Annotated in this window: 32 protein-coding genes and 1 tRNA gene; 21 read left to right on the top strand and 12 right to left on the bottom strand. The window is 65.1% G+C overall.

The genetic code is table 11. The features are described 5' to 3' along the window. Positions 1-2 precede the first annotated feature (2 nt). Positions 3-218: a DUF2530 domain-containing protein gene (locus AC1RTC_RS12780; protein WP_493156231.1), complete on the bottom strand. Its 216-nt coding sequence runs from the start codon at positions 216-218 to the stop codon at positions 3-5. 278 nt (positions 219-496) lie between these two features. Between AC1RTC_RS12780 and AC1RTC_RS12775 the strand changes: the two genes are divergently transcribed. Continuing rightward, positions 497-625, top strand: coding sequence for a hypothetical protein (locus tag AC1RTC_RS12775; protein ID WP_493156230.1), 129 nt, complete (start codon positions 497-499; stop codon positions 623-625). On the opposite strand, the gene serC is transcribed toward AC1RTC_RS12775, so the two are convergent. Next, positions 622-1,731 carry a phosphoserine transaminase gene (gene serC / locus AC1RTC_RS12770; protein ID WP_493156228.1) on the bottom strand — a complete coding sequence of 370 codons (1,110 nt, stop codon included), beginning with the start codon at positions 1,729-1,731 and terminating at the stop codon, positions 622-624. The genes AC1RTC_RS12775 and serC overlap by 4 nt on opposite strands. 40 nt (positions 1,732-1,771) lie before the next feature. On the opposite strand from serC, the gene AC1RTC_RS12765 reads away from it, so the two are divergent. The 7 genes from AC1RTC_RS12765 to AC1RTC_RS12735 all read left to right on the top strand — a co-directional run bounded on the left by AC1RTC_RS12765 (position 1,772) and on the right by AC1RTC_RS12735 (position 7,549). Further along, positions 1,772-2,464, top strand: coding sequence for an iron-dependent transcriptional repressor DtxR (locus tag AC1RTC_RS12765; protein ID WP_493156226.1), 693 nt, complete (start codon positions 1,772-1,774; stop codon positions 2,462-2,464). A 206-nt stretch (positions 2,465-2,670) separates the two neighbouring features. Beyond that, positions 2,671-3,387, top strand: a complete 717-nt coding sequence (locus tag AC1RTC_RS12760; RefSeq protein ID WP_493156224.1) for a C40 family peptidase — start codon at positions 2,671-2,673, stop codon at positions 3,385-3,387. Positions 3,388-3,667: 280 nt separating this feature from the next. Continuing rightward, positions 3,668-4,165, top strand: coding sequence for an HNH endonuclease (locus AC1RTC_RS12755; protein ID WP_493156222.1), 498 nt, complete (start codon positions 3,668-3,670; stop codon positions 4,163-4,165). A gap of 165 nt (positions 4,166-4,330) precedes the next feature. Next, positions 4,331-4,969 carry a CHAP domain-containing protein gene (locus AC1RTC_RS12750; protein WP_493156220.1) on the top strand — a complete coding sequence of 213 codons (639 nt, stop codon included), beginning with the start codon at positions 4,331-4,333 and terminating at the stop codon, positions 4,967-4,969. A 131-nt stretch (positions 4,970-5,100) separates the two neighbouring features. Further along, positions 5,101-6,162: a CHAP domain-containing protein gene (locus AC1RTC_RS12745; RefSeq protein ID WP_493156218.1), complete on the top strand. Its 1,062-nt coding sequence runs from the start codon at positions 5,101-5,103 to the stop codon at positions 6,160-6,162. A 37-nt stretch (positions 6,163-6,199) separates the two neighbouring features. Next, positions 6,200-6,271: transfer RNA gene (locus tag AC1RTC_RS12740), tRNA-Arg, on the top strand. A 972-nt stretch (positions 6,272-7,243) separates the two neighbouring features. Further along, positions 7,244-7,549, top strand: coding sequence for a hypothetical protein (locus tag AC1RTC_RS12735; protein WP_493156217.1), 306 nt, complete (start codon positions 7,244-7,246; stop codon positions 7,547-7,549). 222 nt (positions 7,550-7,771) lie between these two features. On the opposite strand, the gene AC1RTC_RS12730 is transcribed toward AC1RTC_RS12735, so the two are convergent. Next, positions 7,772-8,194 carry a hypothetical protein gene (locus AC1RTC_RS12730; RefSeq protein ID WP_493156215.1) on the bottom strand — a complete coding sequence of 141 codons (423 nt, stop codon included), beginning with the start codon at positions 8,192-8,194 and terminating at the stop codon, positions 7,772-7,774. A 117-nt stretch (positions 8,195-8,311) separates the two neighbouring features. After that, positions 8,312-8,707 (bottom strand): hypothetical protein, encoded by a 396-nt coding sequence (locus AC1RTC_RS12725; protein ID WP_493156213.1) that lies wholly within the window; start codon positions 8,705-8,707, stop codon positions 8,312-8,314. A gap of 201 nt (positions 8,708-8,908) precedes the next feature. Here AC1RTC_RS12725 and AC1RTC_RS12720 point away from each other — a divergent pair, with 201 nt between their 5' ends. The 4 genes from AC1RTC_RS12720 to AC1RTC_RS12705 all read left to right on the top strand — a co-directional run bounded on the left by AC1RTC_RS12720 (position 8,909) and on the right by AC1RTC_RS12705 (position 12,297). Then, positions 8,909-9,673 carry a hypothetical protein gene (locus AC1RTC_RS12720; RefSeq protein ID WP_493156211.1) on the top strand — a complete coding sequence of 255 codons (765 nt, stop codon included), beginning with the start codon at positions 8,909-8,911 and terminating at the stop codon, positions 9,671-9,673. A 92-nt stretch (positions 9,674-9,765) separates the two neighbouring features. Further along, a complete protein-coding gene (locus tag AC1RTC_RS12715) occupies positions 9,766-11,211 on the top strand; it encodes a hypothetical protein (RefSeq protein ID WP_493156209.1) in 1,446 nt (481 codons plus the stop codon). Positions 11,212-11,416: 205 nt separating this feature from the next. Next, positions 11,417-11,635: a DNA/RNA helicase domain-containing protein gene (locus AC1RTC_RS12710; protein ID WP_493156207.1), complete on the top strand. Its 219-nt coding sequence runs from the start codon at positions 11,417-11,419 to the stop codon at positions 11,633-11,635. 185 nt (positions 11,636-11,820) lie between these two features. Continuing rightward, positions 11,821-12,297 (top strand): DUF6998 domain-containing protein, encoded by a 477-nt coding sequence (locus AC1RTC_RS12705; RefSeq protein WP_493156206.1) that lies wholly within the window; start codon positions 11,821-11,823, stop codon positions 12,295-12,297. Between the two features lie 225 nt (positions 12,298-12,522). Here the strand turns inward: AC1RTC_RS12705 and AC1RTC_RS12700 are convergent, their stop codons facing one another. From AC1RTC_RS12700 to AC1RTC_RS12690, 3 genes are read right to left on the bottom strand one after another with little or no spacing between them, the layout of a single operon-like run. Then, positions 12,523-13,626, bottom strand: a complete 1,104-nt coding sequence (locus tag AC1RTC_RS12700) for an FtsX-like permease family protein (protein ID WP_493156204.1) — start codon at positions 13,624-13,626, stop codon at positions 12,523-12,525. Then, positions 13,623-14,255, bottom strand: a complete 633-nt coding sequence (locus AC1RTC_RS12695) for an ABC transporter ATP-binding protein (RefSeq protein ID WP_493156202.1) — start codon at positions 14,253-14,255, stop codon at positions 13,623-13,625. The genes AC1RTC_RS12700 and AC1RTC_RS12695 overlap by 4 nt, the downstream gene beginning before the upstream one ends. Positions 14,256-14,259: 4 nt before the next feature. Beyond that, on the bottom strand, positions 14,260-15,360 hold the full coding sequence (locus tag AC1RTC_RS12690; RefSeq protein ID WP_493156200.1) for a peptidoglycan-binding protein: 1,101 nt from the start codon (positions 15,358-15,360) through the stop codon (positions 14,260-14,262). Positions 15,361-15,989: 629 nt separating this feature from the next. On the opposite strand from AC1RTC_RS12690, the gene AC1RTC_RS12685 reads away from it, so the two are divergent. From AC1RTC_RS12685 to AC1RTC_RS12645, 9 genes are all read left to right on the top strand, one after another. Beyond that, on the top strand, positions 15,990-16,640 hold the full coding sequence (locus tag AC1RTC_RS12685; RefSeq protein ID WP_493156198.1) for a hypothetical protein: 651 nt from the start codon (positions 15,990-15,992) through the stop codon (positions 16,638-16,640). Positions 16,641-16,798: 158 nt separating this feature from the next. Beyond that, positions 16,799-17,446, top strand: a complete 648-nt coding sequence (locus AC1RTC_RS12680) for a hypothetical protein (RefSeq protein WP_493156197.1) — start codon at positions 16,799-16,801, stop codon at positions 17,444-17,446. Positions 17,447-17,482: 36 nt separating this feature from the next. Continuing rightward, positions 17,483-17,836, top strand: coding sequence for a VOC family protein (locus AC1RTC_RS12675; protein WP_493156195.1), 354 nt, complete (start codon positions 17,483-17,485; stop codon positions 17,834-17,836). A 99-nt stretch (positions 17,837-17,935) separates the two neighbouring features. Beyond that, positions 17,936-18,217 carry an iron-sulfur cluster assembly accessory protein gene (locus AC1RTC_RS12670; protein WP_493156193.1) on the top strand — a complete coding sequence of 94 codons (282 nt, stop codon included), beginning with the start codon at positions 17,936-17,938 and terminating at the stop codon, positions 18,215-18,217. A gap of 106 nt (positions 18,218-18,323) precedes the next feature. After that, the gene (locus AC1RTC_RS12665; protein ID WP_493156191.1) at positions 18,324-19,184 is read left to right on the top strand and encodes an RNA polymerase sigma-70 factor; all 861 of its coding nucleotides are present in this window, start codon (positions 18,324-18,326) and stop codon (positions 19,182-19,184) included. Continuing rightward, the gene (locus AC1RTC_RS12660; RefSeq protein ID WP_493156189.1) at positions 19,181-19,543 is read left to right on the top strand and encodes a sigma-70 family RNA polymerase sigma factor family protein; all 363 of its coding nucleotides are present in this window, start codon (positions 19,181-19,183) and stop codon (positions 19,541-19,543) included. Before AC1RTC_RS12665 ends, AC1RTC_RS12660 begins: the two co-directional genes overlap by 4 nt. Before the next feature lie 79 nt (positions 19,544-19,622). After that, complete coding sequence (locus tag AC1RTC_RS12655; protein ID WP_493156187.1) at positions 19,623-20,351, top strand: SDR family oxidoreductase; 729 nt, start codon at positions 19,623-19,625, stop codon at positions 20,349-20,351. Then, the gene (locus AC1RTC_RS12650; protein WP_493156185.1) at positions 20,348-21,103 is read left to right on the top strand and encodes an SDR family oxidoreductase; all 756 of its coding nucleotides are present in this window, start codon (positions 20,348-20,350) and stop codon (positions 21,101-21,103) included. The genes AC1RTC_RS12655 and AC1RTC_RS12650 overlap by 4 nt, the downstream gene beginning before the upstream one ends. A gap of 14 nt (positions 21,104-21,117) precedes the next feature. Then, positions 21,118-21,735 carry a carboxymuconolactone decarboxylase family protein gene (locus tag AC1RTC_RS12645; protein ID WP_493156183.1) on the top strand — a complete coding sequence of 206 codons (618 nt, stop codon included), beginning with the start codon at positions 21,118-21,120 and terminating at the stop codon, positions 21,733-21,735. Between the two features lie 187 nt (positions 21,736-21,922). Here AC1RTC_RS12645 and AC1RTC_RS12640 read toward each other — a convergent pair whose 3' ends face one another. The 5 genes from AC1RTC_RS12640 to AC1RTC_RS12620 form a co-directional block, all read right to left on the bottom strand. Then, positions 21,923-22,183: a hypothetical protein gene (locus tag AC1RTC_RS12640; RefSeq protein ID WP_493156181.1), complete on the bottom strand. Its 261-nt coding sequence runs from the start codon at positions 22,181-22,183 to the stop codon at positions 21,923-21,925. 359 nt (positions 22,184-22,542) lie between these two features. Then, a complete protein-coding gene (locus AC1RTC_RS12635; RefSeq protein ID WP_493156179.1) occupies positions 22,543-23,319 on the bottom strand; it encodes an ABC transporter permease in 777 nt (258 codons plus the stop codon). Further along, positions 23,316-24,269: an ATP-binding cassette domain-containing protein gene (locus AC1RTC_RS12630; protein WP_493156177.1), complete on the bottom strand. Its 954-nt coding sequence runs from the start codon at positions 24,267-24,269 to the stop codon at positions 23,316-23,318. Before AC1RTC_RS12630 ends, AC1RTC_RS12635 begins: the two co-directional genes overlap by 4 nt. Further along, a complete protein-coding gene (locus tag AC1RTC_RS12625) occupies positions 24,266-25,135 on the bottom strand; it encodes a permease prefix domain 1-containing protein (RefSeq protein WP_493156175.1) in 870 nt (289 codons plus the stop codon). The genes AC1RTC_RS12630 and AC1RTC_RS12625 overlap by 4 nt, the downstream gene beginning before the upstream one ends. Continuing rightward, on the bottom strand, positions 25,132-25,491 hold the full coding sequence (locus tag AC1RTC_RS12620) for a PadR family transcriptional regulator (RefSeq protein WP_493156173.1): 360 nt from the start codon (positions 25,489-25,491) through the stop codon (positions 25,132-25,134). The genes AC1RTC_RS12625 and AC1RTC_RS12620 overlap by 4 nt, the downstream gene beginning before the upstream one ends. Between the last annotated feature and the right edge of the window lie 154 nt (positions 25,492-25,645).

Here is a 25,645-nt window from a genome sequence, read left to right as displayed (position 1 = left end):
ACTTACTGAGTTCGGTGTCTCCAGATCGACCAGGCCAAGCCGATGACCCCGATCGCGAGGCCGGCGACGCAGGTCCACAGGTACTCGGGCTTGATGATCACGACAGCGACGAGGCCGATGATCCACACGATCACCCCGACGAGAAACGCTGTGCGGTCGTCGGTCTTCACGGGGGCCGGGTCGGGCCGCCGTTCCGAGTCCTTGAGCCAGAAGCGCACGGCTCTACGTTAGCGCGCCGCCGCGGTCTGCCGCCCGTGCTCCAGAACGTTCACCATTTGTGGGACATCCCGGGGCGCGGCGCTCATCCTCCGCACGAGCCGCCGCGAGACGTCAGAAACTGCTCCGCGAGCGCGAGGTGGAGCACTTTCCGCCGGCTCGCGGCGGGAGGCGTCACGGGGGAGCAGCCCGTGCCGAGGGCGGGAGGCTTTGCCGGGGAAGCAGCCCGTGCCGAGGGCGCGACGCGTCACGAGGGACCAGTTGTTGCGCGGTGACCGGCGTGGGCCGTAGCAAGTGGTCCCTCGGCACGAGGCTCGCGCACGTGAGCGGCGGTCGCTGGGGCACGACAGGCGATCGAGTCGTCACCCAGGAGGCGGAGCAGCGGATCGGCGCGGCGCTGCGGAGCTAGAGGTTCTCCACCACGTACTCGATCGACGCGATGAGCTGGCGCACGTCGGCCGGGTCGATCGCGACGAAGGTGGCCACGCGGAGCTGGTTGCGGCCGAGCTTGCGGTAGGGCTCGGTGTCGACGATGCCGTTCTCGCGCAGCGCCGAGGCTACGGCCGCGGCATCCACACTCTCATCGAAGTCGATCGTGACGACCACCTGCGAGCGGTGCGCCGGGTCGGCGACGAACGGGGTCGTGTACGAGGTGCGCTCGGCCCACTCGTACAGCGCCGACGACGACTCCTGCGTGCGCGAGGAGGCCCACGCGAGGCCGCCGTTGCCGTTGATCCAGTCGACCTGGTTCTCGAGCAGCAGGAGCGTGGAGAGCGCGGGGGTGTTGAGGGTCTGGTTGAGTCGCGAGTTGTCGACGGCGTTCTTGATGGAGAGGAACTCCGGGATGTACCGGCCGCTGCTCGCGATCGCCTCGACCCGCTCGATCGCGGCGGGGGAGAAGAGGGCGAACCAGAGGCCGCCGTCGGAGGCGAAGTTCTTCTGCGGCGCGAAGTAGTAGACGTCGGCCTGCGAGGAGTCGAAGTCGATGCCGCCCGCTGCCGAGGTGGCGTCGATGACGGTGAGCGCTCCGGGAGCGTCCACGCGGGTGACCGGGGCCATGACGCCGGTGGAGGTCTCGTTCTGGGGCCAGGCGTACACGTCGACGCCGTCGACGATCTCGACCTCGGCGCGGGAGCCGGCGGGAGCGTCGATGATGTGGGGCGCGGTGAGGAACGGGGCGGAGGCCGCCTGCGCGAACTTCGAGCCGAACTCGCCGAAGGTCAGGTTCTCGCTGCGCTGCGAGATGAGGGAGAAGGCCGCCGCGTCCCAGAAGGCGGTCGAGCCGCCGTTGCCGATGACGACCTCGTAGCCGTCGGGAAGGCGGAACAGCTCACCGAGCCCCGAGCGCACGCGGCCGACCAGGTTCTTGACCGGAGCCTGGCGGTGGGAGGTGCCCATGAGGGCCGCGCCGGCACCGGCCAGATAGTCGAGCTGCTCCTGCCTGACCTTCGACGGGCCGCACCCGAACCGGCCGTCAGCGGGCAGCAAGGAAGAAGGAATGGTCAGGCTGGGCATGCGTCCAATCCTATGGGCGGCATCCGGTTAGTCTTGGACTATGACGGATCTCGTGGACACCACCGAGATGTACCTGCGTACCATTCTCGACCTCGAGGAAGAGCACATCGTGCCACTCCGGGCCCGCATCTCCGAGCGCCTCGGCCACTCCGGCCCGACTGTCTCGCAGACCATCGGCCGCATGGAGCGCGACGGCCTCGTGAACGTCGAGGGCGACCGCCACCTCGAGCTCACGGCAGAGGGCCGCAGCCGCGCGGTGCACGTCATGCGCAAGCACCGCCTCGCCGAGCGCCTCCTCGCCGACGTCATCGGCCTCGACTGGGCCTATGTGCACGACGAGGCATGCCGGTGGGAGCACGTCATGAGCGAGCAGGTCGAGCGCCGCCTGCTCGAGATGCTCGACCACCCGACGGAGTCGCCCTACGGCAACCCGATCCCCGGCCTCGCTGAACTCGGGGACGCCCCGGCGCCCGCGTTCATGGACGGCGTCATCAACCTCGTGGAGCGCGTGGGCGAGTCGACCGAGGGCATCAGCGCGGTCATCCGCCGCCTCGGGGAGCCCGTGCAGTTCGAGCCGGAGCTCCTCCAGCAGCTGCAGGGCGCGGGCGTTCTGCCCGGCGCCACGGCGACGATCTCGGCCGCAGGCTCGTACGTCTTCGTGCAGGTCGACGGCTTCGGCGAGGGCCTCGAGCTGCCCAACGAGGTCGCCGTCCACATCTTCGTCGCACGCTGAGTTTTCAACAGGAGCTTCCTGACAGACTCATCTGTCTATGTGACAGGTCAACAATTGGCTTCCTATAGTCACTAAGTCTTCCGCGGCCAGAATCCCGGTCAGAAGGCCCTGTTAGAGCGTCTCGCACTGCCCGTCTCTAGAGGTACATCGATCTATACGAGATGGGAACCGCTACTGAGAGCGGGCGAGACGCAGGAGGTCACCTCTTGTCACTGTCAGAAGATCCGATCCAGGTTGCGCCCGAACTGCAGCAGGAGGTTCCCGAGGCCTTCGTCCGACGGCGGAGGTCCAGCGTGCTGAGCGCCGCGGTCGTCGCACTCGTCGTCCCCGGCCTCTTCGCCACCGTTGCGGTGCCGGCCTACGCGACGCAGGCTCCGAGCGCGCAGGCCCGGGCCTCCGAGCAGCTGCAGGAGCTGAGGACCCTCGACGCGCAGACGGTCTCGGTGAACGCGGACGCCGTGCTCGCCCCGGCCGCCCGCGACGCGTTCACGGCGACCACGCCCGAGGAGCTCGCCGCCGCAGCGGCTGCCGCGGCATCCATCAGCACCTCGTACTATCTGAGCGACCCGCCGCTGCCCTCGGGCTTCAGCCTCGATTCCGTTATCGCGACGGCGCTGCAGTACCAGGGCGTTCCGTACGTGTACGGCGGGGCCGACCCGTCGGGCTTCGACTGCTCGGGCTTCGTCATGTACGTCTACGCCCAGTTCGGCATCTCCCTGCCCCACGGCTCGACCAGCCAGGGCAACGCCGGTGTCGCGATCGACCCCGCCGCGGCCCTCCCCGGCGACGTGATCATCATGGACGGCCACGACGGCTTCTACATGGGCGGCGGCATGATCCTGGATGCTCCGCAGGAGGGCGGCGTCGTCAGCGTCCGCCCGCTGTGGACTGACGACTACTACGTCGTCCGCTTCGGGATCTGACGGGCATCCGGAACTGGCGCGTTGGCAGGCCGCGCGCCAGTTCTGGGTTACCCTGAAACCCTTGGGATTCATTAGTGAACCGGAGAGCCGAATGTCGAGCGAGAGCAGCGTCCAAACCAGGGACGTGCGCGCGCGCTTCTACATACGGCAGGGCAGGCAATAACCCGAAGGCATCGTCTTACGACGGTGCCTTTTTGTTTACCTGCCGCTCCCCTTGATGCGTGAACCTCAGGGAGTCGAACGCCTGCAAGCCGTGCAGGCTCTTTCGAGAGGATCGCACTTGCGCACACTTGTCCTGAACGCGGGCTACGAGCCCCTCGCCGTCGTGTCCTTCAAGCGGGCACTGGTGCTGGTGATGAACCAGAAGGCCACCATCGTCGCGGCCGATGCCGAGCATCCCGTCTGGGGCTCGACCGGTGCGTGGGACCGCCCCTCGGTCATCATCCTGCGCAACTACGTGCGAATCCCGAGCGGCCGCCACGTGCCCGTCTCGAGGCGGGGTGTGCTGCGGCGCGACAACCACCGCTGCGGCTACTGCGGCGGCTCGGCGAACACGATCGACCACGTACTCCCGCGCTCGCGCGGCGGCAAGGACAGCTGGGAGAACCTCGTCGCGTGCTGCCTGCGCTGCAACAACATCAAGGGCGATCGGACGCCCGCGGAGATGTCCTGGCAGCTGAGAATGACCCCCCGCCCACCGCACGGGACGACGTGGCTGGTGCGCGGAGTGGAGCGCGCTCTGCCCGACTGGGAGGAGTACCTGGCGCCCGCCGCGTAGCGGGCCGACTTGCCGTTGCGGGCCATGAGACGTAGCTTGGATGAGGTCCCAGCACCACCGAGGGGAATACGTAACGTGGATGAACGCAACAAACGCAGTCTCCGGAGCCTGACCTCAGGCCCCCGGAAGGCAGCGCGAAAGAACCCGGCAAGTGTCTTGTTGACCATGGCCGCAGTGGGCGGCATGTTCGCCGTCGTGGCCCTTCCGGCCTACGCCGTCAACCCCGTGGAGACCACGGAGACCGGTCCTCTCGCTTCCAGTATCGGAGCCCAGTCCGTCGCCGTTTCGGCCGACGCGGTGCCCGAATCGACCTCCCGTGACGCATTCACGGCAACTACGCAGGAAGAGCTCGACGCCGCCGCGGCGGCCGCCGAGCTCGCCGCGTCCTACGTCTACCGCGACCCGGGCCCGCGCCAGGCTGGCGACGACTACCCGTGGGCTGGACAAGAGGGACTCTCCCCGCTCGGCTACTACTACGGCGAGTGCGTCGACTTCGTCGCGTGGCGCCTCAACCGCGACGCCGGCACGACCGGTCCTTACGCCTACACCTGGGGCAGCATGACCCCCGGCGGCGGCAGTGCGTCTTCGTGGACCGACGCCTGGTACTCGCACGGCTGGCCCGTGAGCAGCACGCCCGTTCCCGGATCGGTGGCCGTCACCGGCTACAACCACGTCGCGTACGTGAAGGAAGTGTACGGAGACGGCACTGTGCTCCTCGAGGAGTACAACTACGGCAACTACCACTCCTACGGCCAGCGCGTGATCTCCGCGGGCGACGCCACGTACCTCTACCCGCCCGGCTGAACCACGGCTGTTTGACGCCACGCGGCGCCCGCACGGGGTAACCTGTTATCTTCCTGTGACAATAGGACCCGCGCCGGTATATCGCGTAGCCTTTTCCAGGTCTGTCCCCGCCCCGAAGGGAAACATCCGTCTTGGTCGACACCACGCCATCCCGCAACATGGATGACCTGTTCGACTTCGGAGTACCTGCTTCGGAGCGGGATGCCTCGGCTCCCGTCCCCGGCGGAACGCAGCAGTTCAGCTCCCGCCGTGAGGCCCGCGCGGCCGCACCGCGCGGCAGCTCCTCGGCTCCGTCGGCGGCGCCCCGGGCCTCGGTGGCTCGCAAGCAGGAGCGCGCGGCATCCCGTCGCGCTGTGCTCTCGCGCCCGTCGAGCGACCGCCGCGCTGTCTCCCGCGCCGCCCGCGAGTTCGACGGCGACCAGCCGCCCAGCCGCAAGCTGCGCCGTGCCGAGATCGCCCTCATGCACGCGTCCGCCCCGAAGGCGCCCCGCAAGAACCCGCTGCGGGCTCTCGCGACTATGGCTGTTGTCGGCGGCATGTTCGCCGTCGCCGGGATCCCGGCCTATGCGCTCACGACCACCGCGCCGCAGACCGCGGCACAGGCGGCCAAGGACGCCACTGCGCTCGAGAGCCAGTCGATAGTCGTCAGCGCCGACGCGCAGGTGACGTCCGCCTCGCGCGACACCTACCACGCGACGTCGCAGGCTGAGCTCGAGGAGATGTCGAAGGACGAGATCCGCGCGCAGAACAACGCGGCCTACCTGCTCTCGGGTGCCCGCGAGCTGGGTGACGACTACCCCTGGTACTACGAGCTCTCGGAGGACCAGGGCGCCGGGCTGTCGCCGCTCAACTACTACTTCCGGCAGTGCACCGACTTCGTCGCATGGCGGCTCAACCGTGACGCCGGGTCGTACACGGCCCCGTACAAGTGGGTGTGGTCGACGCTCACTCCCACCGGCGGCAACGCCTCGCAGTGGGAGTTCGCCTGGGAGCAGCACGGCTGGCCGGTCAGCGACACCCCCATCGTCGGGTCCGTCGCCTGGTTCGGCTGGTCGAACCACGTCGCCTACGTCAAGTCGGTCAACGCCGACGGCACGGTGACGGTGGAGGAGTACAACTATGTGCCCAACGTCTACAGTCAGCGCACGATCCCGGTCACCGACGTGGAGTCGTTCCTCTACCCGCCCACCTAGTTCGGCCCGCGCCACCTAGTAGGCTCGTTTCCGCCAAGCCTCTGTAGCTCAATGGAAGAGCAGTTCCGTCCTAAGGAAAGGGTTGGGGGTTCGAGTCCCTCCAGGGGCACGAATCAAAAAGAGACAAGTCAACGCTCGCTGAGGTTCGCGAAGCGGTCACAGTGACTTGTCTCTTTTTGATTCGTGGCGTTGGAGGGCGAGAACTCCTCGTGGGCCCCCGCTGAGCAGTCCAGAAAATCGCGCCATCGGATGACACAGCCGATTGCCAAGACCGCGCGGTTTTCTGGCGGCTCAGTAGGGGAGTCGAGTCCCTCCAGGGGCACAGTAGTACTGTTTCCGAACCCCGTCCAAGAGAGTTTCTTGGACGGGGTTCTTTGTTTGTCCCCAGCACGCGAGCGGGGGCGCTTACCAGGAGCGTGCGCATGACGGGCTCCAACTCGGGTTCAAATGTCTCTTCGGTTGCGAGGATGCGTGTGACGAACGCCTGGTTGAGCCAGCGTCGTACCTGATCAGGGGCACTGCGATAGGTGGCCTCGCAGTCCTCCGCAAGTTCCAACGCCCTCGCCAAGTTCGCTCGCATGGTCTCGAAACGAACGTAGCTCGCGGAAAGTCTCTCTTCCAGTGCGATGAGCTGGCTCCCAAGCGATACCTGCTCAGAGCGGAGTAGATCCAGAGGAATGACATTGGCGTAGTGAGCTTCAAGAAGTTTGCGTTGCCTTTCCTGGATGCCTGTTCGCTGATGAACGAGCGTGGCTTGCACCTTGGCGTCTTCCATCGAGGTGCTTAACAGCGCAAGATCGTGTTCGCCTCACGCAGTTCACGGTTCTCGCGCCGCAACCGGACCCGGCTCAGCGGCGGCCCGAATCGACACATTCCATTCCGCGGCTAACAGTGCCTTTCCGCGAACTTTGATTCCAAGCCAGGGCACCCTTAACGTTTGGTCCAACGTCGCGAATAGGACAACGACGATTGGCGTATTTGTGCCCGCCACAGTGAATGGCATGAGAGGGAGCTTCGAATGGTTCCTAAGAGGCGGGAGGCTGGTGCACCAGATGTTCAGACCAACTCGAGGGATGCGTTAGTGGACCGAATCCTCGATCTCGAAGATGGTTGGCGCGCTTCTATATTCCCTAGCCAGAACAGTCATCCGGCGACATTCACCCGTCATCGAGCGGTGCATGCAACTATGAAGTTCATGGCCGGTTCCCTCTCGGTCGCGGACGCTCATGTCTGGGCCGACTACATACTTTCGGCTCCGAGTGTCGTTCTGGACGAAGAAGACGACTATGAGCTTCGCGAGTTTTTGGAGGATTGGTCGTCTATTGGATCCATCCCGATTGACAGGAATACAGTGGAGGTCTGGCAGTCGAGGTTCGCGCACGACTAGTGAGACGGCCGAGCACCAGGCAATCAAGGCTGTTCTCATCTCGATCCGTTGCGCTCGCACGCGAGAGCTGTCGCTCCGGAGCCTGGTATCAAGTGATGTCGTGGACGTGATCGTCGTGCCGGGCGGCGGCGGCGTCGGGCGTGCTCCCTTCCCTCGAGGAGTGGGAAGAGGCATTCAGCATGGGCCACAAGGTGGGCGCTCGTTCAATAACCCGGGTGGTTGTTAGGTCCTCGTGAGGGACTGGCTTTCCACCCCATCCGCTACTGCACGTTCGAGCGTTGCCAATATGCCGCTCTCTACCTCAAACAAGCGTTGAAGATCCTTCGGACGTAGATCGTTGCGGAGCGACAGCTCATCGAGCTCTCTCAGTGTCTGCGAAAAGTGCCCACTCCAGACTGCTAGTAGTTCCTGCCCCTCAAGAGTCGTGAGGAAGGACCGAGAGCATTCTGGAATCTTCAACAACTTGATGCCGTCACTATCCATTGCAGCTTGACGGAAGGCCTCAATCTCTGCGCGAACTTGAGCTCGAGGGCTGAAGTTTGGGTGGTCATGATCAAGGGCACCGACTGCAAGCCAGTAGGCGCTCGGTTGGGGCTCGCCTTCCTGGCGCGCCGCTGTTGTGGGATTTATCGTCTCTTTAGTCATGATCGTTAAGTAGATGGTGGGGCCGACTCGGGAATATCCAGGTCAAACCGCCGATGAACCGCAGGCTTGGCGCTCGCGCAGGTTTCCCCCACGATTATGCGCTTCTCGCCAGGGAAGTCAACGGCGCTTCCTGGAGAACGCGTTTCGAATCCTCTCGAGAATCGGTCGTCTGAGGAAATCCACAACAGCGTCCTCGGCGCGGGCGAGTACCTCGTCGGTCGTCTTGCTCGAAGAAGACCACGTCAAGCGGAGAAGTGGTATGCGGATTCCGGCGGTATGGGTGCCAGGCGTGGTTGCCAGGCCAATCAGGACCAAGACGAACGTGCAGGCGGTCAGGCCGACTGCGACCCAGATCCACGGCCACCGGGGTGTCCCGTCGCGCTCAAGGTCGACGATGAAGAAAACGATGCAAGTGAGCGACGCGAGCGCAAAAAGAACAGTGAGGACGAGGCACACAAACAGCACAATGCGCCTGTCTGTGCGCCCATCGCTGGGCCACTTTGCCCCTGCCACCGCTCGTCAGCCTCCGTGCGCTCGGGTGTCGATCGGCTTTGTGAGCCGTTGGGTTGTCGACTTGAAACGGAACTACGAGTACCGTACTGGGTAAATCAAACCTCGTAAACCATTTCGGAGTAGAAAATGTCCCGAAAGACGCGCCCTTGGACCTCTCAGGAGACGAGAACCGTCCTCCTTGAGGCCGGATGGCAGTCGCTGATGGACAATGCCAGTTGGAATCTCGGCAACCTTAACGTCTCGGACGTTCTACGACGGGCCGAAGTCGAATGGAGCTTTCGCCGAACCGAGGGTCGCGAGTTCACTCGGGGCGCGATCACCAGCTTGTGGCCCGACGGCGTTTACGCCTTCCGTGAAGCCGTGGTGCTCGAAGGATTCCACCGCTCAATGGGCAATAGAGAGGTGTGCGCCGCGATACTGAACCGCAGCGTACGAAGCGCGATCATGAACCGCAGCGAGAATGCTCTGATTCACGCCATTGCTGAGTTCGCCAGCCAACTTTTCGATGAGCAAGCAGACCGCAGAGCGGCGGTGCTATTCATGCGCCTTGCTGGAGGTGACGAGGAAACGCGCCACTTGCTTGCGGCCGCGTATAAGGAGTTCGAGGCAGCAGCCGTTCCTCCCCTCGAACGAGCTGTAGCCGTGACCGGATGGCCCGTCGACCCGCGATCTCTCTACCTGGCGATCGACGCACTAGTCACCGGCGCGGTCCATCAATGGATCGTGCAGGTCGGAGTGTCTCCAGATCGCGCTCGCCAACGCGTGTACCAGGCCACAGTGGCACTTTGCGAAGGGTTCGCTGCTCCGTCTGCCGATCCGACCGTGCCCCCGAAGCTTGCGGGCTCGTCTCCTGGCTCGGGACTCCGACGGAAGAACCGCCGTAGTCCGTACGCCACGGAGCGTCGCGATTGGCGCGATCAACAGCGGGCCACCATCGACCGGGCACTACGCGACGAGGAGGAGTGACCCATTGCGCGCCTCTTGGAGAGTGCATTCGACCGCGAGCGAAGCCGTGGCGGCGGAGATTGATTTGACTGGCCTTTTGGAAGAGAGGTCCAATGAGCGATGACGTAGAGGCTGTCCGACTGCCATTCGAGACGGGCGAGTACTTGGTCACATGGGACGTGCCGGATCGCGAGGGCGGTCGCCTGGAGATCCCAGGTCTGCTCACAGTCGAGCGCGACAAGTATCCGCGCGGTGTCCTTTATGGTGAGATGCCAATCGAGTGGGTTACAGAGGGCGCGACAGGCGTTGCATCCTTCCCGCAGTCGCACTCGTTTGAATCGCTTGCCGGGCGGCTGTCCAGCGGCGCTTACGTGTGCCTGATGAACGGGCGGCTGGACTATTGGCTCGACACACAAGGCCGCGCGGCTGGTGCCTTCGCCGTCCTGTCGCAGGATCGGTTCGATTCCGATAGCCACCGTACCTATGGGGCAATCGAGCTTCAGGTTGAAGGACTGGAGTCGCTCGTAGGCATTCCGCCCATCCATCGGGTAAAGATGCCAATAAAGGCGGGCGACACTGAGTGGCTCGCCGAACTTCGTCCTGGATCCAACTTGAGCTGGGACCGCGATGGCTCGACCATGACGTTCCGTTATGACTACTCAGCGCGTGTAATGGACGGTTACGAATTCAGGTTGGCTTTCGGTCCCGTTCTTCGCTTGGTCTCGGAGGTGCCGATGACTGTTGCCGACTGGTGGCTCAACTGGGTACTGCCGCTCAGCCAGCTTGTGTCTACCGTCACGGCGGGCACAAGAGAACTTAGGTACTTCCTCGCAAGCAATGGCGATCGGGGGAGTCGGCGCGGACACGATCAGGTGTTCGGCTGGAGCATCACGCATGCGCCTGTCAATTCAACGCGGTCCTCCGTGGACGCGATTCATTCCTCGATCAGGCTTGTCGAGGACGAGATGAGCTTGCTCGATCTCCTGGCCACGTGGCAGGAACAGATCCAGAAGCACCATCCACTCTTCGAAACCTACGGCGCCATGACTACGGCGGGGGAGCAACACCCGCGTTCCCGATTTCTATTGCTCCTTCAGGCCCTCGAAGGATCGTACGGATTCGAACATCGTGCTAAGCACGAGGAGAACGCCGGGAAGTACCGCAGCAAGCGCGAAGCTGTTCTCTCTCGCGCGAAGGGACTCTTGGAGACGGTCGACTTAAAGTTCCTCGAGAAGCACGTGCGGCGTGCGCCTCAAGAAGGACTCGACTCGGCGCTCGCTGAACTCCTATCTCGGCTACCAAAAGACACAGTCGAACAGCTGGACCAGGCAGCGTTGGTCGCCAAGGTCCGAGCCGACGACCCGGGCAAGGAGACACTTCCCCTGCAGACTGTTCTGAGTCGCGCGCGCAACACCCTTTCCCATGGCTCGGGTTCGTTCGAAACCGCAGAGTTGGCCGCAGTCGCAGACATCTTGGAGGCGATCGTTCGCTCGGAGGCGGTCCGCCTATTGGGTGCTCCGGCGACCGCCCAGGAACGCGCGTTAAAGCCTGCCCTCTGACGAATCGACAGGAGCAACTAGCCCCGTGGGCCGCAAGCGATGACATTGAGCCCGCGTGCCGGGTTACTGGCGGAGCGCCACATTCACCGTCTTCGGATCCCGCCCAAGCGCTCTCCTGGCTCAACACCTCATCAAGCTCGCCTCGAGCAACCGTACCTATTAGGGCTCTAACGGGTTTCGTTAGGTTCGCAAGCACCTCGCTCGGGTGCACCAATCAAAAAGAGACAAGTCAACGCTCGCTGAGGTTCGCGAAGCGGTCACTGTGACTTGTCTCTTTTTGATTCGTGGCGCTACGGCCCTGGACGAGGTGGGGTCAATTCACACCGTTCAGGGGTACGACCTCAACTACGCGGGCGTGATCATCGGCCCGGACATTCGACCCGGTGTCCCGGACGCTGTTCGTCGACCGCGCCTCCTACTTTGACAAAAAGGGCCAAGGAGAACAACGACGTTCTCGGGAAAACCTACAGCGATGACGACTTGCTGACTCGCGGCATCCGCGGCACATACGTTTACGTGGTCGATGAACCGCTGCGCGAGTACCTGAAGGAGTTCATTCCGTCCTGAGCTGCGGCGGCTGAGGACTGGCGCGCCCGCTATCGTGTGTGGATGGACATCGAGTCGGCCACCGTGCCACAGCTCCTTATGCAATACGCAGAGATCCTCGCTGAGCTGCGCAAGCGGGAGGTAGTGCGGACCCGCAATGCGCCGATTGGCGACTACGCGGAGTTTCTCTCGGCGGCCGTCTACGACGGCGCATTGGAGCCCAATTCGGGCAAGAGCCATGACCTTGTCGCCGCCGACGGAAGATTGGTGCAGGTCAAGGCGAGGACTATCGGCGAGGGCGTCCACAGTTCCGCGAAGTTTTCTGCGTTCCGCAGTTTCGAGTTTGATGTGGCAGTCTTCCTTGCCTTCGATCTGAGCACCTATGGTTTGGTCTGGGCGCGGGAAGCGCCTTCGGCCGATGTCCAATCCGCGACCAGCTACTCCGCCCACACCAACGCGAGTACCGTCAGCATCTCAACTGCGCGCCAGCTCGGCACGGACGTCACTAGTCGTTTCCAATCAGTACTGAGCCTGGGCTAGAACGGATTCTGCGACGGTACCGGACGTAACCCTGCCGCGAACTGTTACTTACGCTCAAGGGCCTAAGTGTAAATACTGCGATTCGCTACTAACACTTAGCGGAACCCTTTTTGACTGCATTTTGACTTCAACTGAATCAAACAGCCTTCCTTTTGGTGGTGCGGGCTTCTCAAGTTTGCGTCGCCCCCGGTGTCGTAGGCGAAGCTCGGTGCGGTCCGCTCGCCCTTACGGGACGCGCAGCTCTTTCAGTGGGTCTCGCCGAGATGCGGCGATCGCGGGGACGATGGCCGCCAAGATTCCAACCGTCACGGCGAGCACAGCGAGCGCCGCCAAGAACGCCGGCCCAGGTAGGGGGTCACCAGTGAGCAGAAGGCTCGCCAGCGCTATTCCGGTTCCCGCGATTGCTCCTAGGGCGCTCAATGCCACCATCTGAATAAGCAACAGCGCGACGATTAGCCCCCGTGACGCGCCCAGTGCGCGGCGGCGCCCGAAGTCCTTACGGCGCAGCATTACGAGTCCGTAAAGGATGGCCGCGACGAGCACAGCCGTGAGCGCGAAGATCACGATGACAAGGTTGCGACCAAAGCTGCCAAGCTGCCCTTGAACAAGAGCACGAAGGGTTGCTAGCGCCTCGCTTGTGGTGATCTTGATCTTGCTGGGATCGTCGACGGCCAGCACTGATTGAACGGCTTGCGCAACGGGCGTGACCAGGTCGGGACGGCTGGCGATGACAACTAACACGCTCACTGTTTCGTTAGCGCCGCTTCCGGCCGTCCTGGGGACGATCACAAGTGGTTCCAGCATCTCAAGATAGTCCGGGGTGCGGATCTCACCTCCCACTGCGTAGTTTGCTCCAGCAGGCGAGGTGAGGCCACCGGAACGATCTGGCATTCCGAGTTGCTCCAACGCAAGGGGCGAAGCCCAAGCTGTGTTGTTCAGTATGGGCTGATGAGCCGCCACACCAAGTTCCTGCAAGTTCGAGGTCCACACGAATCGCACTGGGACTCTATTGCCATCGGGGATCAGTGAATTTGTTGCGTCGATTGCGCTGCCAAATGCGCCCGCCCACTCCACTCCTTCGAGATTCGCAATTCGGTCCAGCACGGTTGAGTTGAGTCCAGCGTCTGGTTCCGCGCGAATCACGATGGACCGGGTCCCCGCTGAGTCGATCGAACCGACCACGGCTTGTTCTGCGCCAACTGTCCGACCAGTTGTAAGAAGCACGGTTGCGCACATACCCGCCACCATGATGATGCTTACAAGTGATGCCACAGGCTGCGCTCTTGCAGTGGCAAGCGATTCACGGACGACCGCGAGCCACTGCTTCACAGTTCGATCCTTCTGTCGCATCGATCAACGAGCGCCGGGTCGTGCGTAACGACGATCACGGCGGCGCCTGACGCGGCCTGAGCATGAAAGGCGTCAACCACGATGTTGGCCGAAGCGGGGTCGAGATTGCCCGTCGGCTCGTCGGCAAGAAGCACCCGCGGATCATTTAGTAGTGCGCGGCACAATGCGATGCGTTGTGCCTGACCACCCGACACCTGGCCCGGCTTAGCCTGAGCGCGCAAACCAACGCCGAACTGCGACATGAGATCGTGCGCGCGTCGGATCGCCGCTCTCCTCGGCTCACCTCGATAGAGGGCGGTCTCTATGACGTTATCGAGCACAGTTCTCGTTGCGTCTAGCGCCGCGTCCTGAAAAACGAAGCCGAAGGTACTTGCGCGAAGATGCGCCCGCCGGGTATCGCTGAGGCTGGACGCATCTTCCCCGGCGACGAATACTGTCCCAGATTGCGGTTTGAGCATCAGGCCAAGCAAATAGAGGAGTGTGGATTTGCCTCGGCCGGATGGCCCGGTAACTGCGACGACCTCGCCCGGATCAAATCGGGCGTCCCAGCCTTCGATGAGGATGTGCGCTGGGTCGTAGGCGAAAGTCAGCCCCTTGGCCTCGAGCACCGCTTTACAACTCTTTCGCCGGGACGCGCACATGTAGTCCCTGGGTGACGCCTTCGATGATGGACATGCCGCGAGCACTTGTGATCACGGTGACGTCGTGCTCGACATCAGCATCATCGATCACCACCAACGAGCCATCCGCCTTGCTGAGCAAGGCCGCGCTTGGGACGGTGAGGCCGGTCACCGTCTCGACAGTCACGATGCGAGATCTGAGCAAGGCCTGGTCGGACACTGGAACCGCTGCGCATTCGTCTCCGCAGATGGGAGCGCCGTCTGGTCCTCCGAGCTTCAGCGTCACACTATCGTCCTTCGAGCTCGGAACCTGTTCGATCACGGAACCCTCCCACTCCTGTCCATCAGGTCCCGCAATCTCTACGCGAGTGCCTACGGGCATCAGGCTGGCCTGCGTTGCGGTGACAGGCACCGTGAACTCCGGTGTAGCCGGAAGACCGCGGACGATCGCCTCGCCACCACCGAGGTTCGCCCCCCGTTTCACTTCTTCTGTGTCGAGCGACACGCGCGTCGGGAGCGACGGGACGTAGATGATGTCGCCCGCCTGGACGCTCCCGTCGTCGTCCACCCCAAGGCTGCCCTGCCAAGCCTCCACCGCTTGCTCTGTGACCCAGTCGAATTCGCCGTCGACGTCGTAGGTGTAGTAGCCGAGAGTAGCCAGCATCGACTGTAGCTGCGAGACATCGGCGCCCGACGATCCGCGTGACAAAGGCCGAAACGAGGGAATGTTTCCCTGAGCGATGACCACCGGCCGGAGGTTGACGGTATACAGAACAGCACCGGTCGCAACTTCTTGGCCGGGTTCAACGTTCACGGTCGTTACCGTCCCAGCGGCCAGGTTCGATCCGACGGGGACAGGCGTCCAAGCTGCGACAGTATTCAGGTTGATAGAGGATCCGACCTCTCCGTTCACGACTTCCACGTAGGTGAAGGAAGTTGATTCCAGTACATCGGCCGGCGGCGTGAGGACAGTGGATGCAGCCCAGCCGACTCCTGCGCCGGCGATCAGAATCGCGATCCCGCCCGCTATCCAACGTCCCGGGGTGCGCAGACGGGAGGAGCCGGAGCGTGCGATTTCCCTACTGGTGCTCACCAAGTCCTGACTCCACATCGATTCCGCGGTCCCAGATGAACCTGCGTAACACGTCTCCGTGCTGACCTCTTGATTTTCGCTCAGTCTGTAGCGCCTTGTCGACCGCAGCGGGTAGGAGCAGACAATCGGCGCGGACGCCTGCTCGGTCGTTGTCCTTCGGCGCGTGATCCGGAGCATCCCCATGGGCAAGCTCCAAACATGTTGAAATGTCATTTTAATTAGACTGAGCCGTCTACCACTTGTTATTGTTCGAAACACCTCGGCAACTGGGTGCCGAGCGAAAGCACGGAGGAGCGAAGTATGTCTATCTTGAAAAAGAGAAACGTCGTCCTGGCGGCTGCGGTAGCGCTGGGGCTAGCGGTTGTGCCGGCCGTCTCAGCCTCGGCCTTCTCTGACACCGGCAACATTTGGAAGGTGTGCGGATCGGCACCTGTGCCGTACCTCTACGTCCAATCGACTGGCAGCGGACGCGTCAACCACTCGCTCAACTCCAGTGTGCTGAACTCGTTCAACAACGGTGGCACCGCTCAAACTAACTACTCGCCGACGAGCTCCACTCAGGGGTACTGGCGCGTCTTTCTGACTGGGTCTGGTGGGGACATCTCGTACGCAAATGCGGTCTGCCATTCGTGACGATGAGTCGATCTGTACTGCTGGCCGTGGTGGCGGGTGCAATTGTGCTCGCCACCACGGCTTGTGCCGCTGACGGCAACGCGCCCGGCCTTCCCAGTTCCACGCCGATCTCCGCGGGGGACCTGGACGCGGGAACCCTTGCCTATCTGGATGCGAACGCCAAGTCCTTCGCGGATCAGCTCGGGATTGCCGACCCGCCCGACATTCAACCGATCCGACTCATCACCTTGAACGAGTGGGCCTCGACTCAGATCGCTTGTCTCAATGAAGCCGGTTTCGACGCCACTGAAACACCAGACGGACAGGGTGTCAGTTACCCACAGCTGACTGACTCGACCTTGAAGGAGTCATTGAACCTGGCGATCTACACCTGCGAGGTCCAGTACCCTACTCAGCAAAAATACATGACCCCGCTGTCGGACGAGGGCCTCGAGGATCTCTACGAGTATCGGACGGGCGAACTCCTGAGCTGTCTCGAGAAAGAGGGGTACAGCGTCGAGGCCGCGCCGCCAAGTCAGACCGTCTTCGTCCAAAGCGGCGGGGCGTGGTCGCCTTTCAGCGAGATTTCTTTTGCTGAGGAGGATTTGAAGCGTGTGTACACCGCCTGTCCCCAGACACCGGATTCGGTCTACGACGACAACAACTAACTAGGGCGATTGGCTGCTAACACCAAGCGAACCCATTTCTGACTGCGTATTGGCTGCAAGCGGCCTGATCACAAGGATCTCGCAGAGCCGGAGATGCCAGTAGAACACTTCGTTCTCGACCCCCTCCCGCGCGATGGAGCGCGAGAAAGTGGTTGCTCATGGTCATCCAGATGAGTAAATATGATTGCAATAGGGTTCGAATCTGCAAATTCATTCAGATCGATCTCGATTCATCTACCGGGCAACACAATCGGCGGAAACGAGGACTTCGGATGACCCTTGGCAAACGAGCGAGCCAGACTGCGACTGCGGCTGTGTTTCTGCTTCTCACCGCTGGATGCTCGGCTGCGGTCGCACCCGTTCCCACTGCGAGCTCCGACGTCGGGTTGAGTCTCTCCTCAGCTTCCAATGCGGTCTACAAATGCCTAACAGACAAGGGGTGGACGCCGACTCTCACGTGGGACGGAGGTATCGAAGTCGACAGCGAGACTGTGCCCGAAGCACAGTGGGATCTCTACGACGCGGACGCGGATGAATGCTGGGCTGTGATTGACAACCGCGTCGCCCAGATGCAGCCGGATGCGATATCCGATGTCTACGCGAGCGAACTCGACACTCGAGACTGTCTGCTTGCGAGAAAGATCGACGTTGGCGTACCGCCGTCCGAGCAGGAGTACATCGACACGTTCCACGCGGAGCGGTGGTCAGCCTATGGAGATTCGAACGTCCAGAGCCTGTCGGAAGACGAGTGGCGCGCAACGAACGAAGCGTGCCCTCAGCCGGCGTGGTCCTTGGGCGCCCCGTAGCCAACCCTCGACCGCGGCGAGGCGTAACGTCGGAGCATGATGCGCGTGGGCTCCATTGTGATCCGGGTCACCGATCTCGCCGCCGAGGAGGCGTTCTGGTCGGCGGCGCTCGACTACGTGCCGCGCGATCACGAGCCGGACGACGACTTCGTGCTGCTGCGGCCGCGCGACGGGGTCGGGCCCAATGTGTCGCTGGACGAGCATCCCTCGGCGTATGAATTGCCGCCGCGCATCCACCTCGACCTGTACGCCGATGACCAGCCCGCGGAGGTGGCGCGGCTCAAGCAGCTTGGCGCCACCGAGGTGCACTGGGACAAGCTGCCGGCCGACGCCGACTACGTGATCATGGCGGACCCGGAGGGGAACCGCTTCTGCGTGGTGCAGGTCTAGCTTCGTGTGAGTTGCCTCCGTATCGCGGCATCCGGGTTGAAACCTCCGCCGAGGTGCGGAAGCGTGGCTGGTTCATTGCTGCACAAGGAAAGGAAGAGCATGCTCACCCTCACTGAAACAGCCACGACCGCCGTCAAGGCGATCATCTCGGGCACCCCGGAGGTCGAAGGCGGAGGCCTCCGCATCGGCCAGGGTCTCGACGACAATCAGGGCTTCGCGATCTCCGTGGTCGCGAACCCTCTGCCGGGCGACTCCACCGTGGAGTCGGACGGAGCCAAGGTCTTCCTCGAGCCGGCCGCCTCGGCGGTGCTCGACGACAAGACGCTCGACGCGCAGATCGACAACGGGTCTGTGACGTTCGCGCTGGTGCCGCAGCTCTAGCCAGCGCTGCGAGCGAGGGCCGTCACCGGAAGGTGGCGGCCTTCGTCGTTCGAATACCCTGTCACAAAGCGGTACCCCGCCCTGTCTTGTCTAGTGGAGGCGTCTCATGACAGATGGAGTGGAGCAGTTCCTGGAGGTGCGGCCGCGCCTGTTCGGCATCGCGTACCGCATGCTGGGCAGCGCGACCGAGGCCGAGGACATCCTGCAGGAGGTCTGGTTGCGCTGGCAGGGCTATGACCGCGAGACCGTCGAGTCGCCCGCGGCGTTCCTCGCGACCGCGACGACAAGGCTCGCGATCAACGCCGCCACCTCCGCGCGAGCGCGGCACGAGACGTACATCGGCCCGTGGCTGCCCGAGCCGGTGGACACCAGTGCCGACCCCGCCCTCGGGGCGGAGCGCGGGGAGGCCCTCGAGTTCGCGGTGCTCCTGCTGCTCGAGAAGCTCTCGCCCGTAGAGCGCGCCGCCTACGTGCTGCGCGAGGCATTCGACTACCCGTACTCCACGATCGCCGAGATCGTGCAGCTCAAGGAGCCCGCGGTGCGGCAGCTCGTGAGCCGGGCGCGCAAGCACCTGGTGGCCGAGCGGCGCGCGCCGGTGGCGAGCAAGCGGCAGCGGGAGCTGCTGGCCGCGTTCCTCGAGGCCGCCCAGGCCGGCGACTTCGAGTCGCTCGAGAAGCTCTTCGCCGAGGACGTCGTGAGCTACTCCGACGGGGGAGGGCTGGCGCTCGCCGCGCGCATCCCGGTCATCGGCCGCGAGCGCGTCGCGAAGTTCGTCGCCGCCTTCGCGAGCCACTTCTGGGGCGGGGTCTCGCTGCGCTGGACGGAGGCCAACGGCCAGCCCTCGGTCGTGCTCAGCCGCGACGGCGCCGACTTCACCGTCGTCACCGCCTCCGCGTCGGCGGAGGGCATCGACCAGCTGCTGTGGATGATGAACCCGGAGAAGCTGGGCAGCGTCGCCGCGCGATGAGCACACTCCCTCCGGGGGAGCGCGACGCGGTGGTTCAGCGGGTGCTCCACGCCTGCGAGCGCCGGGATGCCCCCGCCCTCCACTCCCTGCTATCGCCCGATGTGGTGGCGCTCATCGATACGGGCGGCGACCTGATCGCCTCTACCTGGCCCCTCACCGGCACCGAGGTCGTCCCGAGGCTGTTGGACGCCCTGGCGGGCGCCGATCTCACCGCCCAGCCGGTCAACGGGGTCTGCGCCATTGTCGCCCGTCGGGGCATCCGGGTCACCTGCATTGTGAGTTTCGGTTTCGAGGGCACCGCGATCGCCCGGGTGTGGATCACCCTCAGCCCGCTCAAGCTGCGCCGGTGGAACAGGTAGCTGTCACAGATCGGGCGGTGCCGCTGTCTTAGCTCGTGACCGGGGCGCCAGGCATCCGGCATCACGAAAGGGCATTCTCATGAAGATCGTCGTCATCGGGGGAACCGGGCTCATCGGCTCGCAGGTCGTCACCATGCTGGGCGAGCACGGCCACGAGGCCGTCGCCGCCTCACCGAGCTCGGGCGTGGACACGCTCACGGGCGCCGGGCTCGCCGAGGCTTTCGCCGGCGCGGATGTCGTCGTGGACGTCACCAACTCGCCGTCGTTCGCGGACGACGACGTCATGAACTTCTTCACGGTCTCGACCGCCAACCAGCTCGCCGCCGAGAAGGCGGCGGGCGTGAAGCACCACGTCGCGCTGTCGATCGTCGGCGCGGGCCGCCTGCCGAAGAGCGGCTACCTGCGCGCGAAGGTGGCCCAGGAGAAGCTGATCGAGGAGTCGGGCGTTCCGTACTCGATCATCGAGGCGACCCAGTTCTTCGAGTTCGTGGGCCGCATTGCAGACTCGGCCACCGTCGACGGTGTCGTGACCCTGCCCCACGGCTACTTCCAGCCGATCGCCGCGACGGATGTCGCGAAGGTCGTGGCCCGCACCGCCGCGCACGAGCCGCTGAACGGCCGCCTCGAGATCGGCGGCCCCGAGGCGTTCCCGATGGACGACTTCATGCGCGACCACCTCGGCCGCACGGTGACCACCGGCCCGGATGCGGAGTACTTCGGCACGCCGCTCGCGGGCCGCGAGCTCACCCCCGGCGACGGCGCCGAGCTCTCGGCGCTCGGCTACGCGGAGTGGGCGGCCCGCGCATGAGGCTCGCGGTCGTCGGAGGCACCGGCCTCATCGGGGCCAAGCTCGTCGGCCGGCTGCGCGAGCAGGGGCACGACGTCGTCGTCGTCGCGCGCGCCACCGGCGTGAACTCGTACACGGGCGAGGGCCTGCCCGAGGCGCTCGAGGGGGTCGAGACTGTCATCGACACCTCGAACTCCGGCTACTTCGACGACCGCGCCGCGCTCGACTTCTTCTACGGCTCGACGCTCAACCTGCTCACCTACGGCGCAGCGGCGGGGGTGGCGCACCACGTGGCGCTCTCCGTGGTCGGCACCGACCGGCTCGCGGCATCCGAGGGCGGCTACTTCCGGGCGAAGGACGCCCAGGAGCAGCTCATCCGCGACTCCGGCAAGCCGTACTCGATCGTGCACGCGACCCAGTTCTTCGAGTTCGTGAAGAGCATCGCGGATGCCGCTACCGTCGGCCGCGTCGTGCGCCTGTCGCGCGCCCTCATCCAGCCGATGGCGGCCGACGATGTCGCAGCGGCAGTCGCCGGTGTCGCGCTCGGCTCGCCCGTGAACGGCGTGGTGGAGTTCGCCGGGCCGGAGCAGTACCGCTTCGAGGAGCTCGTGCGCACCGAGCTGCGGCTGCGCGACGACCCGCGCGAGGTCGTGGGCGATCCGCTCGCGAGGTACTTTGGAACGGAGCTCGACGAACGGGAACTGCTCCCGGGCGAGGGCGCCACCCTTGCACCGACGCGGTTCTCCGAGTGGCTCGACGCAGCGGCGCGCTGACGGAAGGAACATCCATGCGCACGATATTCCTCGACAAGGCCTTCCCCGATGTCTACAAGGCCCTGCTCGGGGTGAGCAAGGAGGCCGAGCTCGCGGCGCTGTCGGTGGGCCTTCAGCCGCTGCTCATCGAGCTGGTGAAGCTGCGGGCATCCCAGATCAACGGCTGCGCCTACTGCCTGCGGCTGCACACTCGGGATGCCCTGGCCAAGGGCGAGACGACCGACCGCCTTGCCGTGCTCTCGGCCTGGCGGGAGACCGACTACTTCACCGAGGCGGAGTGCGCGGCGCTGGCGATCACGGAGGAGATCACCCTCATCGCCGACGTCACCTCCGGCCGCCGCGCGGAGGACGTCGACCACCCCGAGCTCACCGACGCCCAGGTCGCCGCCGTGCGCTGGCTCGGCATCGCGATCAACGCGTTCAACCGGCTCTCGATCACGAGCCACCACCCGGTGGACCCGGACGCGGAGCCGGCGCCGAAGGCGAAGCCGTTCGTGGTCGAGTTCCCCGACGAGGCCGGCTACCCCGACGGGACGGGCACGCTCGACGAGGGGTCGAACGCGGCAGCCTCTGACGACGCGGTCGTCGAGGCGCTCCAGGAGTTCGACGAGCCGGACAACCGCGACAGCTAACCGCGCAGCCAGCCGCCCCGCCCGCTCCGCCCTGCCCCGTCCGCCCGGCCTGCTCGCGGGGCGCGCTGAGTTGCCCCAAAACGCGCTCCGGTGTGCCTGCAAAGAGCACTTTGCGGCAACTCGCGTGCCCGCCGGGCGGCGGAGGCCGCCGCCGGAGCGGACTCCGGCGACGGCCTCGTGGTGGTGCTCACCGCACCGACTGCGTGTTCAGCCGGTAGTTGCGCTCGAACCGGCGCTCGCGCTCCCACCGGAGGAGCTGCTGCTCGTACCGGTTGGCGCGGCGCTCGCGCGACTCGACGAGCCGCGGGCGGCGGCCCCACTTGATGAGGGCCACGCCCACGTGCAGGGCGATGCGGTCGAGCGTTCCGACGCGGCGCACGGTGTACGGCTGCGTCTGTATGGGCGGGTGGTCGTGGCGACCGGGAGCGGTCGTCAGGGTCGTGTTCATGAGATGTGTTCCTTCACTGCTGGCGCGTGCGCGCGCCCGGGATGCCGCTTCGTGAGCGGCGGAGGGGGTCGACCGTGTCGGATGCGACCGGTCGTCGACGGGGCGATGGTCTGTCTGAGACCAGAGGCTTCGAGAGCGTCACCACCGTGCAGCCGGTGGCGGAATCCGTCAGCGGGCTATGCGGTGAAGACGCCAGCGAAGCCGGCGATGAGGGAACTTCCCATTGGGTTGAACATGACGGCCTCCTTTCATTGGCGTGGCTTCGACCGTAGCGCGAGAGCGCGGGAACGTGCAAGCGGCGTGATCGTTTCGAGATGGAAACGATCACGCCGCCGGGTCTTCGACAGGCTCGACCAGCGCTACGCCGCCCGCTGGTAGGTGCGGAACGCCCGCGTCGCGAGCCACGTCATGATCACCGCGAGCGCGGCGAGCAGCCCGAGGTTGAACCAGATCTCCGCCCAGTCCGGCGAGTCCTGCAGCGCGCCCCGGCCCGCCACGACGGCCCACTCGAACGGGTTAAACCGCGCGACGTCGCCGACCCACGCGGGCGAGAGCGAGGTGTCCATGATCGCCGAGCTCAGGAACATGAGCGGGAACGAGATGAGCTGCGAGATCGCGATGAGCGCGGTCTGCTGCTTGGCGATAAGCGCGATCGCGTTCGAGAACGCCGAGAACACGAAGGTCAGGAGCACGGTCGCGAGTAGCAGCACGAGCATCCCGACGACGCCGCCGCCGAATCTCGCACCGGCGAGCCAGGCGACGCCCAGCACCACGAGTGTCTGGATGACCGCCAGAACCGACAGGTAGAGCATCGTCGACACGATCATCCCGCTGCGGCTCGTGGGGGAGGTGAGGAACCTGTCCATCACGCCGCGGTCCATGTCCTGGATGTAGGAGGTGCCGGCCCAGGCGCTGCCGAACAGTGCCATCATCATGACGATGCCGGGAGTGAGGAACACCAGGTAGTCATCGCCTCCGCTGAAGCCGGGGATGTCCACCACCTTCGTGAACAGCTGCCCGAACAGCAGCAGCCAGATGATCGGCTGCACGAGGTTCATCACCAGGTAGAACGGAACGCGGATGAACGCGCGGAGCTGCCTCGCAGTGAGGATCGTGGTGTGGGTGATGGCGGTCATGCTGCCTTCTCCTTGAGGGTGTGGCCGGTGTGGCGCAGATAGACGTCGTCGAGGCTCGGGCGCGCGACGGTGGCGGATGCCACGGCCAGCCGCTCCGCGTCGAGAGCGGCGAGCACGTGCGGGAGCGCCGCGGCGCCTGCCGTCGCGCGGCCGCGGATCACGCGGCCGTCGAGTAGCACCTCGCTGAGGCCGGGGACCCGTGCCACTGTCTGGAGGGCGGCGCCGGCATCCGTGTCGCTGCGCAGTTCGACGAACACCGCGTCGCCGTGCAGGCCGTCTTTGAGCTCCTCCGGGGTTCCCTCGGCGACCACGCGGCCGTGGTCGACGATGGCGAGGCGGCTGGCGAGCCGGTCGGCCTCCTCGAGGTAGTGGGTGGTGAGAAGCACGGTCATCCGCTCGACCGAGGCCATCGTCTCGAGCTCGGCCCACATGTCGGCGCGCGCCTCCGGGTCGAGGCCGGTGGTCGGCTCGTCGAGGAAGAGCACGCTGGGCCGGTGCATGAGCCCGATTGCGACGTCCAGCTTGCGGGCCATTCCGCCGGAGTAGGTCTTCACCTGCCGGTCGGCCGCCTCGTCGAGCGAGAATCGCTCGAGCAGTTCGCTGGCGCGCGCCCGGGCATCCCGTGCCGTCATGCCCTGCAGCTGGCCCGCGAGCATGAGGTTCTCGCGACCGGTGTCCATGGGGTCCGAAACCTGCTTCTGCGCGACGAACCCGATGGCCCGACGGACCCGCTCCGGGTCCTTCGCCACGTCGATGCCGGCCACGAGCGCGGTACCCGAGTCGGCCTTCGAGAGCGTCGAGAGTATCTTCACGGTGGTGGACTTTCCCGCGCCGTTGGGGCCGAGCAGCCCGTAGATGGTGCCCGCCTCCGCCTCGAAGCTCAGCCCGTCGAGGGCGACCACGCGGGGCTTGCCGGGGTAGGTCTTCCGGAGGTCGCTCGCCGTGATCACTTCTTCACCTCGAAGAGCATGCGCGCCAGCACGAGGAAGAACACGACGAGGGCGCCGACGATGGCCAGCCACGACCAGGCGAACCCGACCGTGAAGCTCAGCACGCCGAACAGGGCGAACCCGAGCACCCAGATCACGACCGTGTACAGGCCGAAGCGCCCGGCGGCGGCCGGGTCCTGCGAGAAGCGGTCGTCCGCCGCGTACGCGCGCTGCAGCTCGAGCGCCCAGGGCTTGGTGCGGTTGGTCTGCGTGACGCCGAGCCAGGTGAAGGCGATCGCGGCCACGAGAACAAGCGCAACGCCGGCGATCAGGATGCCCGCCTCGGGCACCCCGACGAAAGCCCCTACCAGCCCGAGGCCGAGGCCCATGCCGAGCGCGGCGGCGCCGAAGCCCACGGCGCGACCCGCGCGCACCGGGTAGTGCTGGCTCGTCTCCTGCCGCAGCGTGTCGACGACGAGGGCGCCGACGGCGGCTCCGAACACGGCGGGCGCGATCCACCACGCGAGGTCGATCACGTGGAGGGCCACGAGGAGCACCACCACGGCGGCCGCGGAGAGCAGCAGCGCGAGCACGACCGCGCGCACGACGAACCCGGGCTTCGGCTTCACCGCGTTGCGCTGCACGAGCTCCGCGGCGGAGTCGCCGGCGGCGGAGCCGTCGTCGAGCGAGGCCACGAGCTCTCGGATGTCGCCGAGCTCGCGCACCGCCGTGGCGGCCGCGGTCGGGGCATCCATACCGCTTGCCTGCAGTTCGTCGGCCCGGGCGGAGAGGCTGCCGCGCAGCTCCTCTTTCAGGTCTTGGATGTCCGGCGTGACCTCGATGCCCGCGAAGGCGTCGTCGAGGTAGCGGTGGATGTTGGTGTTCATGTCGTCTCCAGGAGTGTGTTGATGATGCGCTGCGTCGCGGTCCAGTCGCGGACGTTCTGCGCGTAGACCGCGCGGCCCGCATCCGTGATGCGGTAGTACTTGCGGCGGCCGCCCTGGGTCTCGTCGCCCCAGTACGCCTCGACGAGGCCGTCCTTCACGAGGCGCCGGAACGTCGCGTAGAGGGTGGCCTCTTTGATCTCGTAGTCGCCGCCCGTGGCATCCCGGATCGTCTTGTAGATCTCGAAGCCGTAGCGGTCTGCGCTGCGCAGCGTGCCGAGCACGATCGTGTCGGTATGCCCGCGGAGCAGGTCGGACGCGAAGGCGTCGCCTGTGGGAGGGGGGTTGTTCGGTGCCATGTCCGGTACTGTATCACGCACAGTACTTGGTCACAACAAGTCGCGCTCCCGTCGCGTGGCGTCCCCTCGCGCCGTGGCGGCGCGAGTCGTCAGGAATTGCTCCAGATTCGCGCAGGGAGAGCAGTTTTCGACCGCTCGCGGGCGGGCGTCAGTC

The sequence above is a fragment of the Rhodoglobus sp. GW821-FHT12B09 genome, assembly GCF_058809925.1.
The sequence above is the reverse complement of the archived record's forward strand: the minus strand, read 5'-3'. Positions and strand labels throughout refer to the sequence as shown.

Excerpts from the sequence above, each read along its gene's own strand:
- AC1RTC_RS12625 (WP_493156175.1), bottom strand. The coding sequence starts at position 25,135 with ATGAACACCAACATCCACCGCTACCTCGACGACGCCTTCGCGGGCATC.
- AC1RTC_RS12670 (WP_493156193.1), top strand. The coding sequence starts at position 17,936 with ATGCTCACCCTCACTGAAACAGCCACGACCGCCGTCAAGGCGATCATC.
- AC1RTC_RS12655 (WP_493156187.1), top strand. The coding sequence starts at position 19,623 with ATGAAGATCGTCGTCATCGGGGGAACCGGGCTCATCGGCTCGCAGGTC.
- AC1RTC_RS12720 (WP_493156211.1), top strand. The coding sequence starts at position 8,909 with ATGGACAATGCCAGTTGGAATCTCGGCAACCTTAACGTCTCGGACGTT.
- AC1RTC_RS12680 (WP_493156197.1), top strand. The coding sequence starts at position 16,799 with ATGGTCATCCAGATGAGTAAATATGATTGCAATAGGGTTCGAATCTGC.
- AC1RTC_RS12765 (WP_493156226.1), top strand. The coding sequence starts at position 1,772 with ATGACGGATCTCGTGGACACCACCGAGATGTACCTGCGTACCATTCTC.
- AC1RTC_RS12620 (WP_493156173.1), bottom strand. The coding sequence starts at position 25,491 with ATGGCACCGAACAACCCCCCTCCCACAGGCGACGCCTTCGCGTCCGAC.
- AC1RTC_RS12665 (WP_493156191.1), top strand. The coding sequence starts at position 18,324 with ATGACAGATGGAGTGGAGCAGTTCCTGGAGGTGCGGCCGCGCCTGTTC.
- AC1RTC_RS12715 (WP_493156209.1), top strand. The coding sequence starts at position 9,766 with ATGAGCGATGACGTAGAGGCTGTCCGACTGCCATTCGAGACGGGCGAG.
- AC1RTC_RS12660 (WP_493156189.1), top strand. The coding sequence starts at position 19,181 with ATGAGCACACTCCCTCCGGGGGAGCGCGACGCGGTGGTTCAGCGGGTG.
- AC1RTC_RS12650 (WP_493156185.1), top strand. The coding sequence starts at position 20,348 with ATGAGGCTCGCGGTCGTCGGAGGCACCGGCCTCATCGGGGCCAAGCTC.
- serC (WP_493156228.1), bottom strand. The coding sequence starts at position 1,731 with ATGCCCAGCCTGACCATTCCTTCTTCCTTGCTGCCCGCTGACGGCCGG.
- AC1RTC_RS12645 (WP_493156183.1), top strand. The coding sequence starts at position 21,118 with ATGCGCACGATATTCCTCGACAAGGCCTTCCCCGATGTCTACAAGGCC.
- AC1RTC_RS12750 (WP_493156220.1), top strand. The coding sequence starts at position 4,331 with ATGGCCGCAGTGGGCGGCATGTTCGCCGTCGTGGCCCTTCCGGCCTAC.
- AC1RTC_RS12640 (WP_493156181.1), bottom strand. The coding sequence starts at position 22,183 with ATGAACACGACCCTGACGACCGCTCCCGGTCGCCACGACCACCCGCCC.
- AC1RTC_RS12635 (WP_493156179.1), bottom strand. The coding sequence starts at position 23,319 with ATGACCGCCATCACCCACACCACGATCCTCACTGCGAGGCAGCTCCGC.
- AC1RTC_RS12730 (WP_493156215.1), bottom strand. The coding sequence starts at position 8,194 with ATGACTAAAGAGACGATAAATCCCACAACAGCGGCGCGCCAGGAAGGC.
- AC1RTC_RS12705 (WP_493156206.1), top strand. The coding sequence starts at position 11,821 with ATGGACATCGAGTCGGCCACCGTGCCACAGCTCCTTATGCAATACGCA.
- AC1RTC_RS12675 (WP_493156195.1), top strand. The coding sequence starts at position 17,483 with ATGATGCGCGTGGGCTCCATTGTGATCCGGGTCACCGATCTCGCCGCC.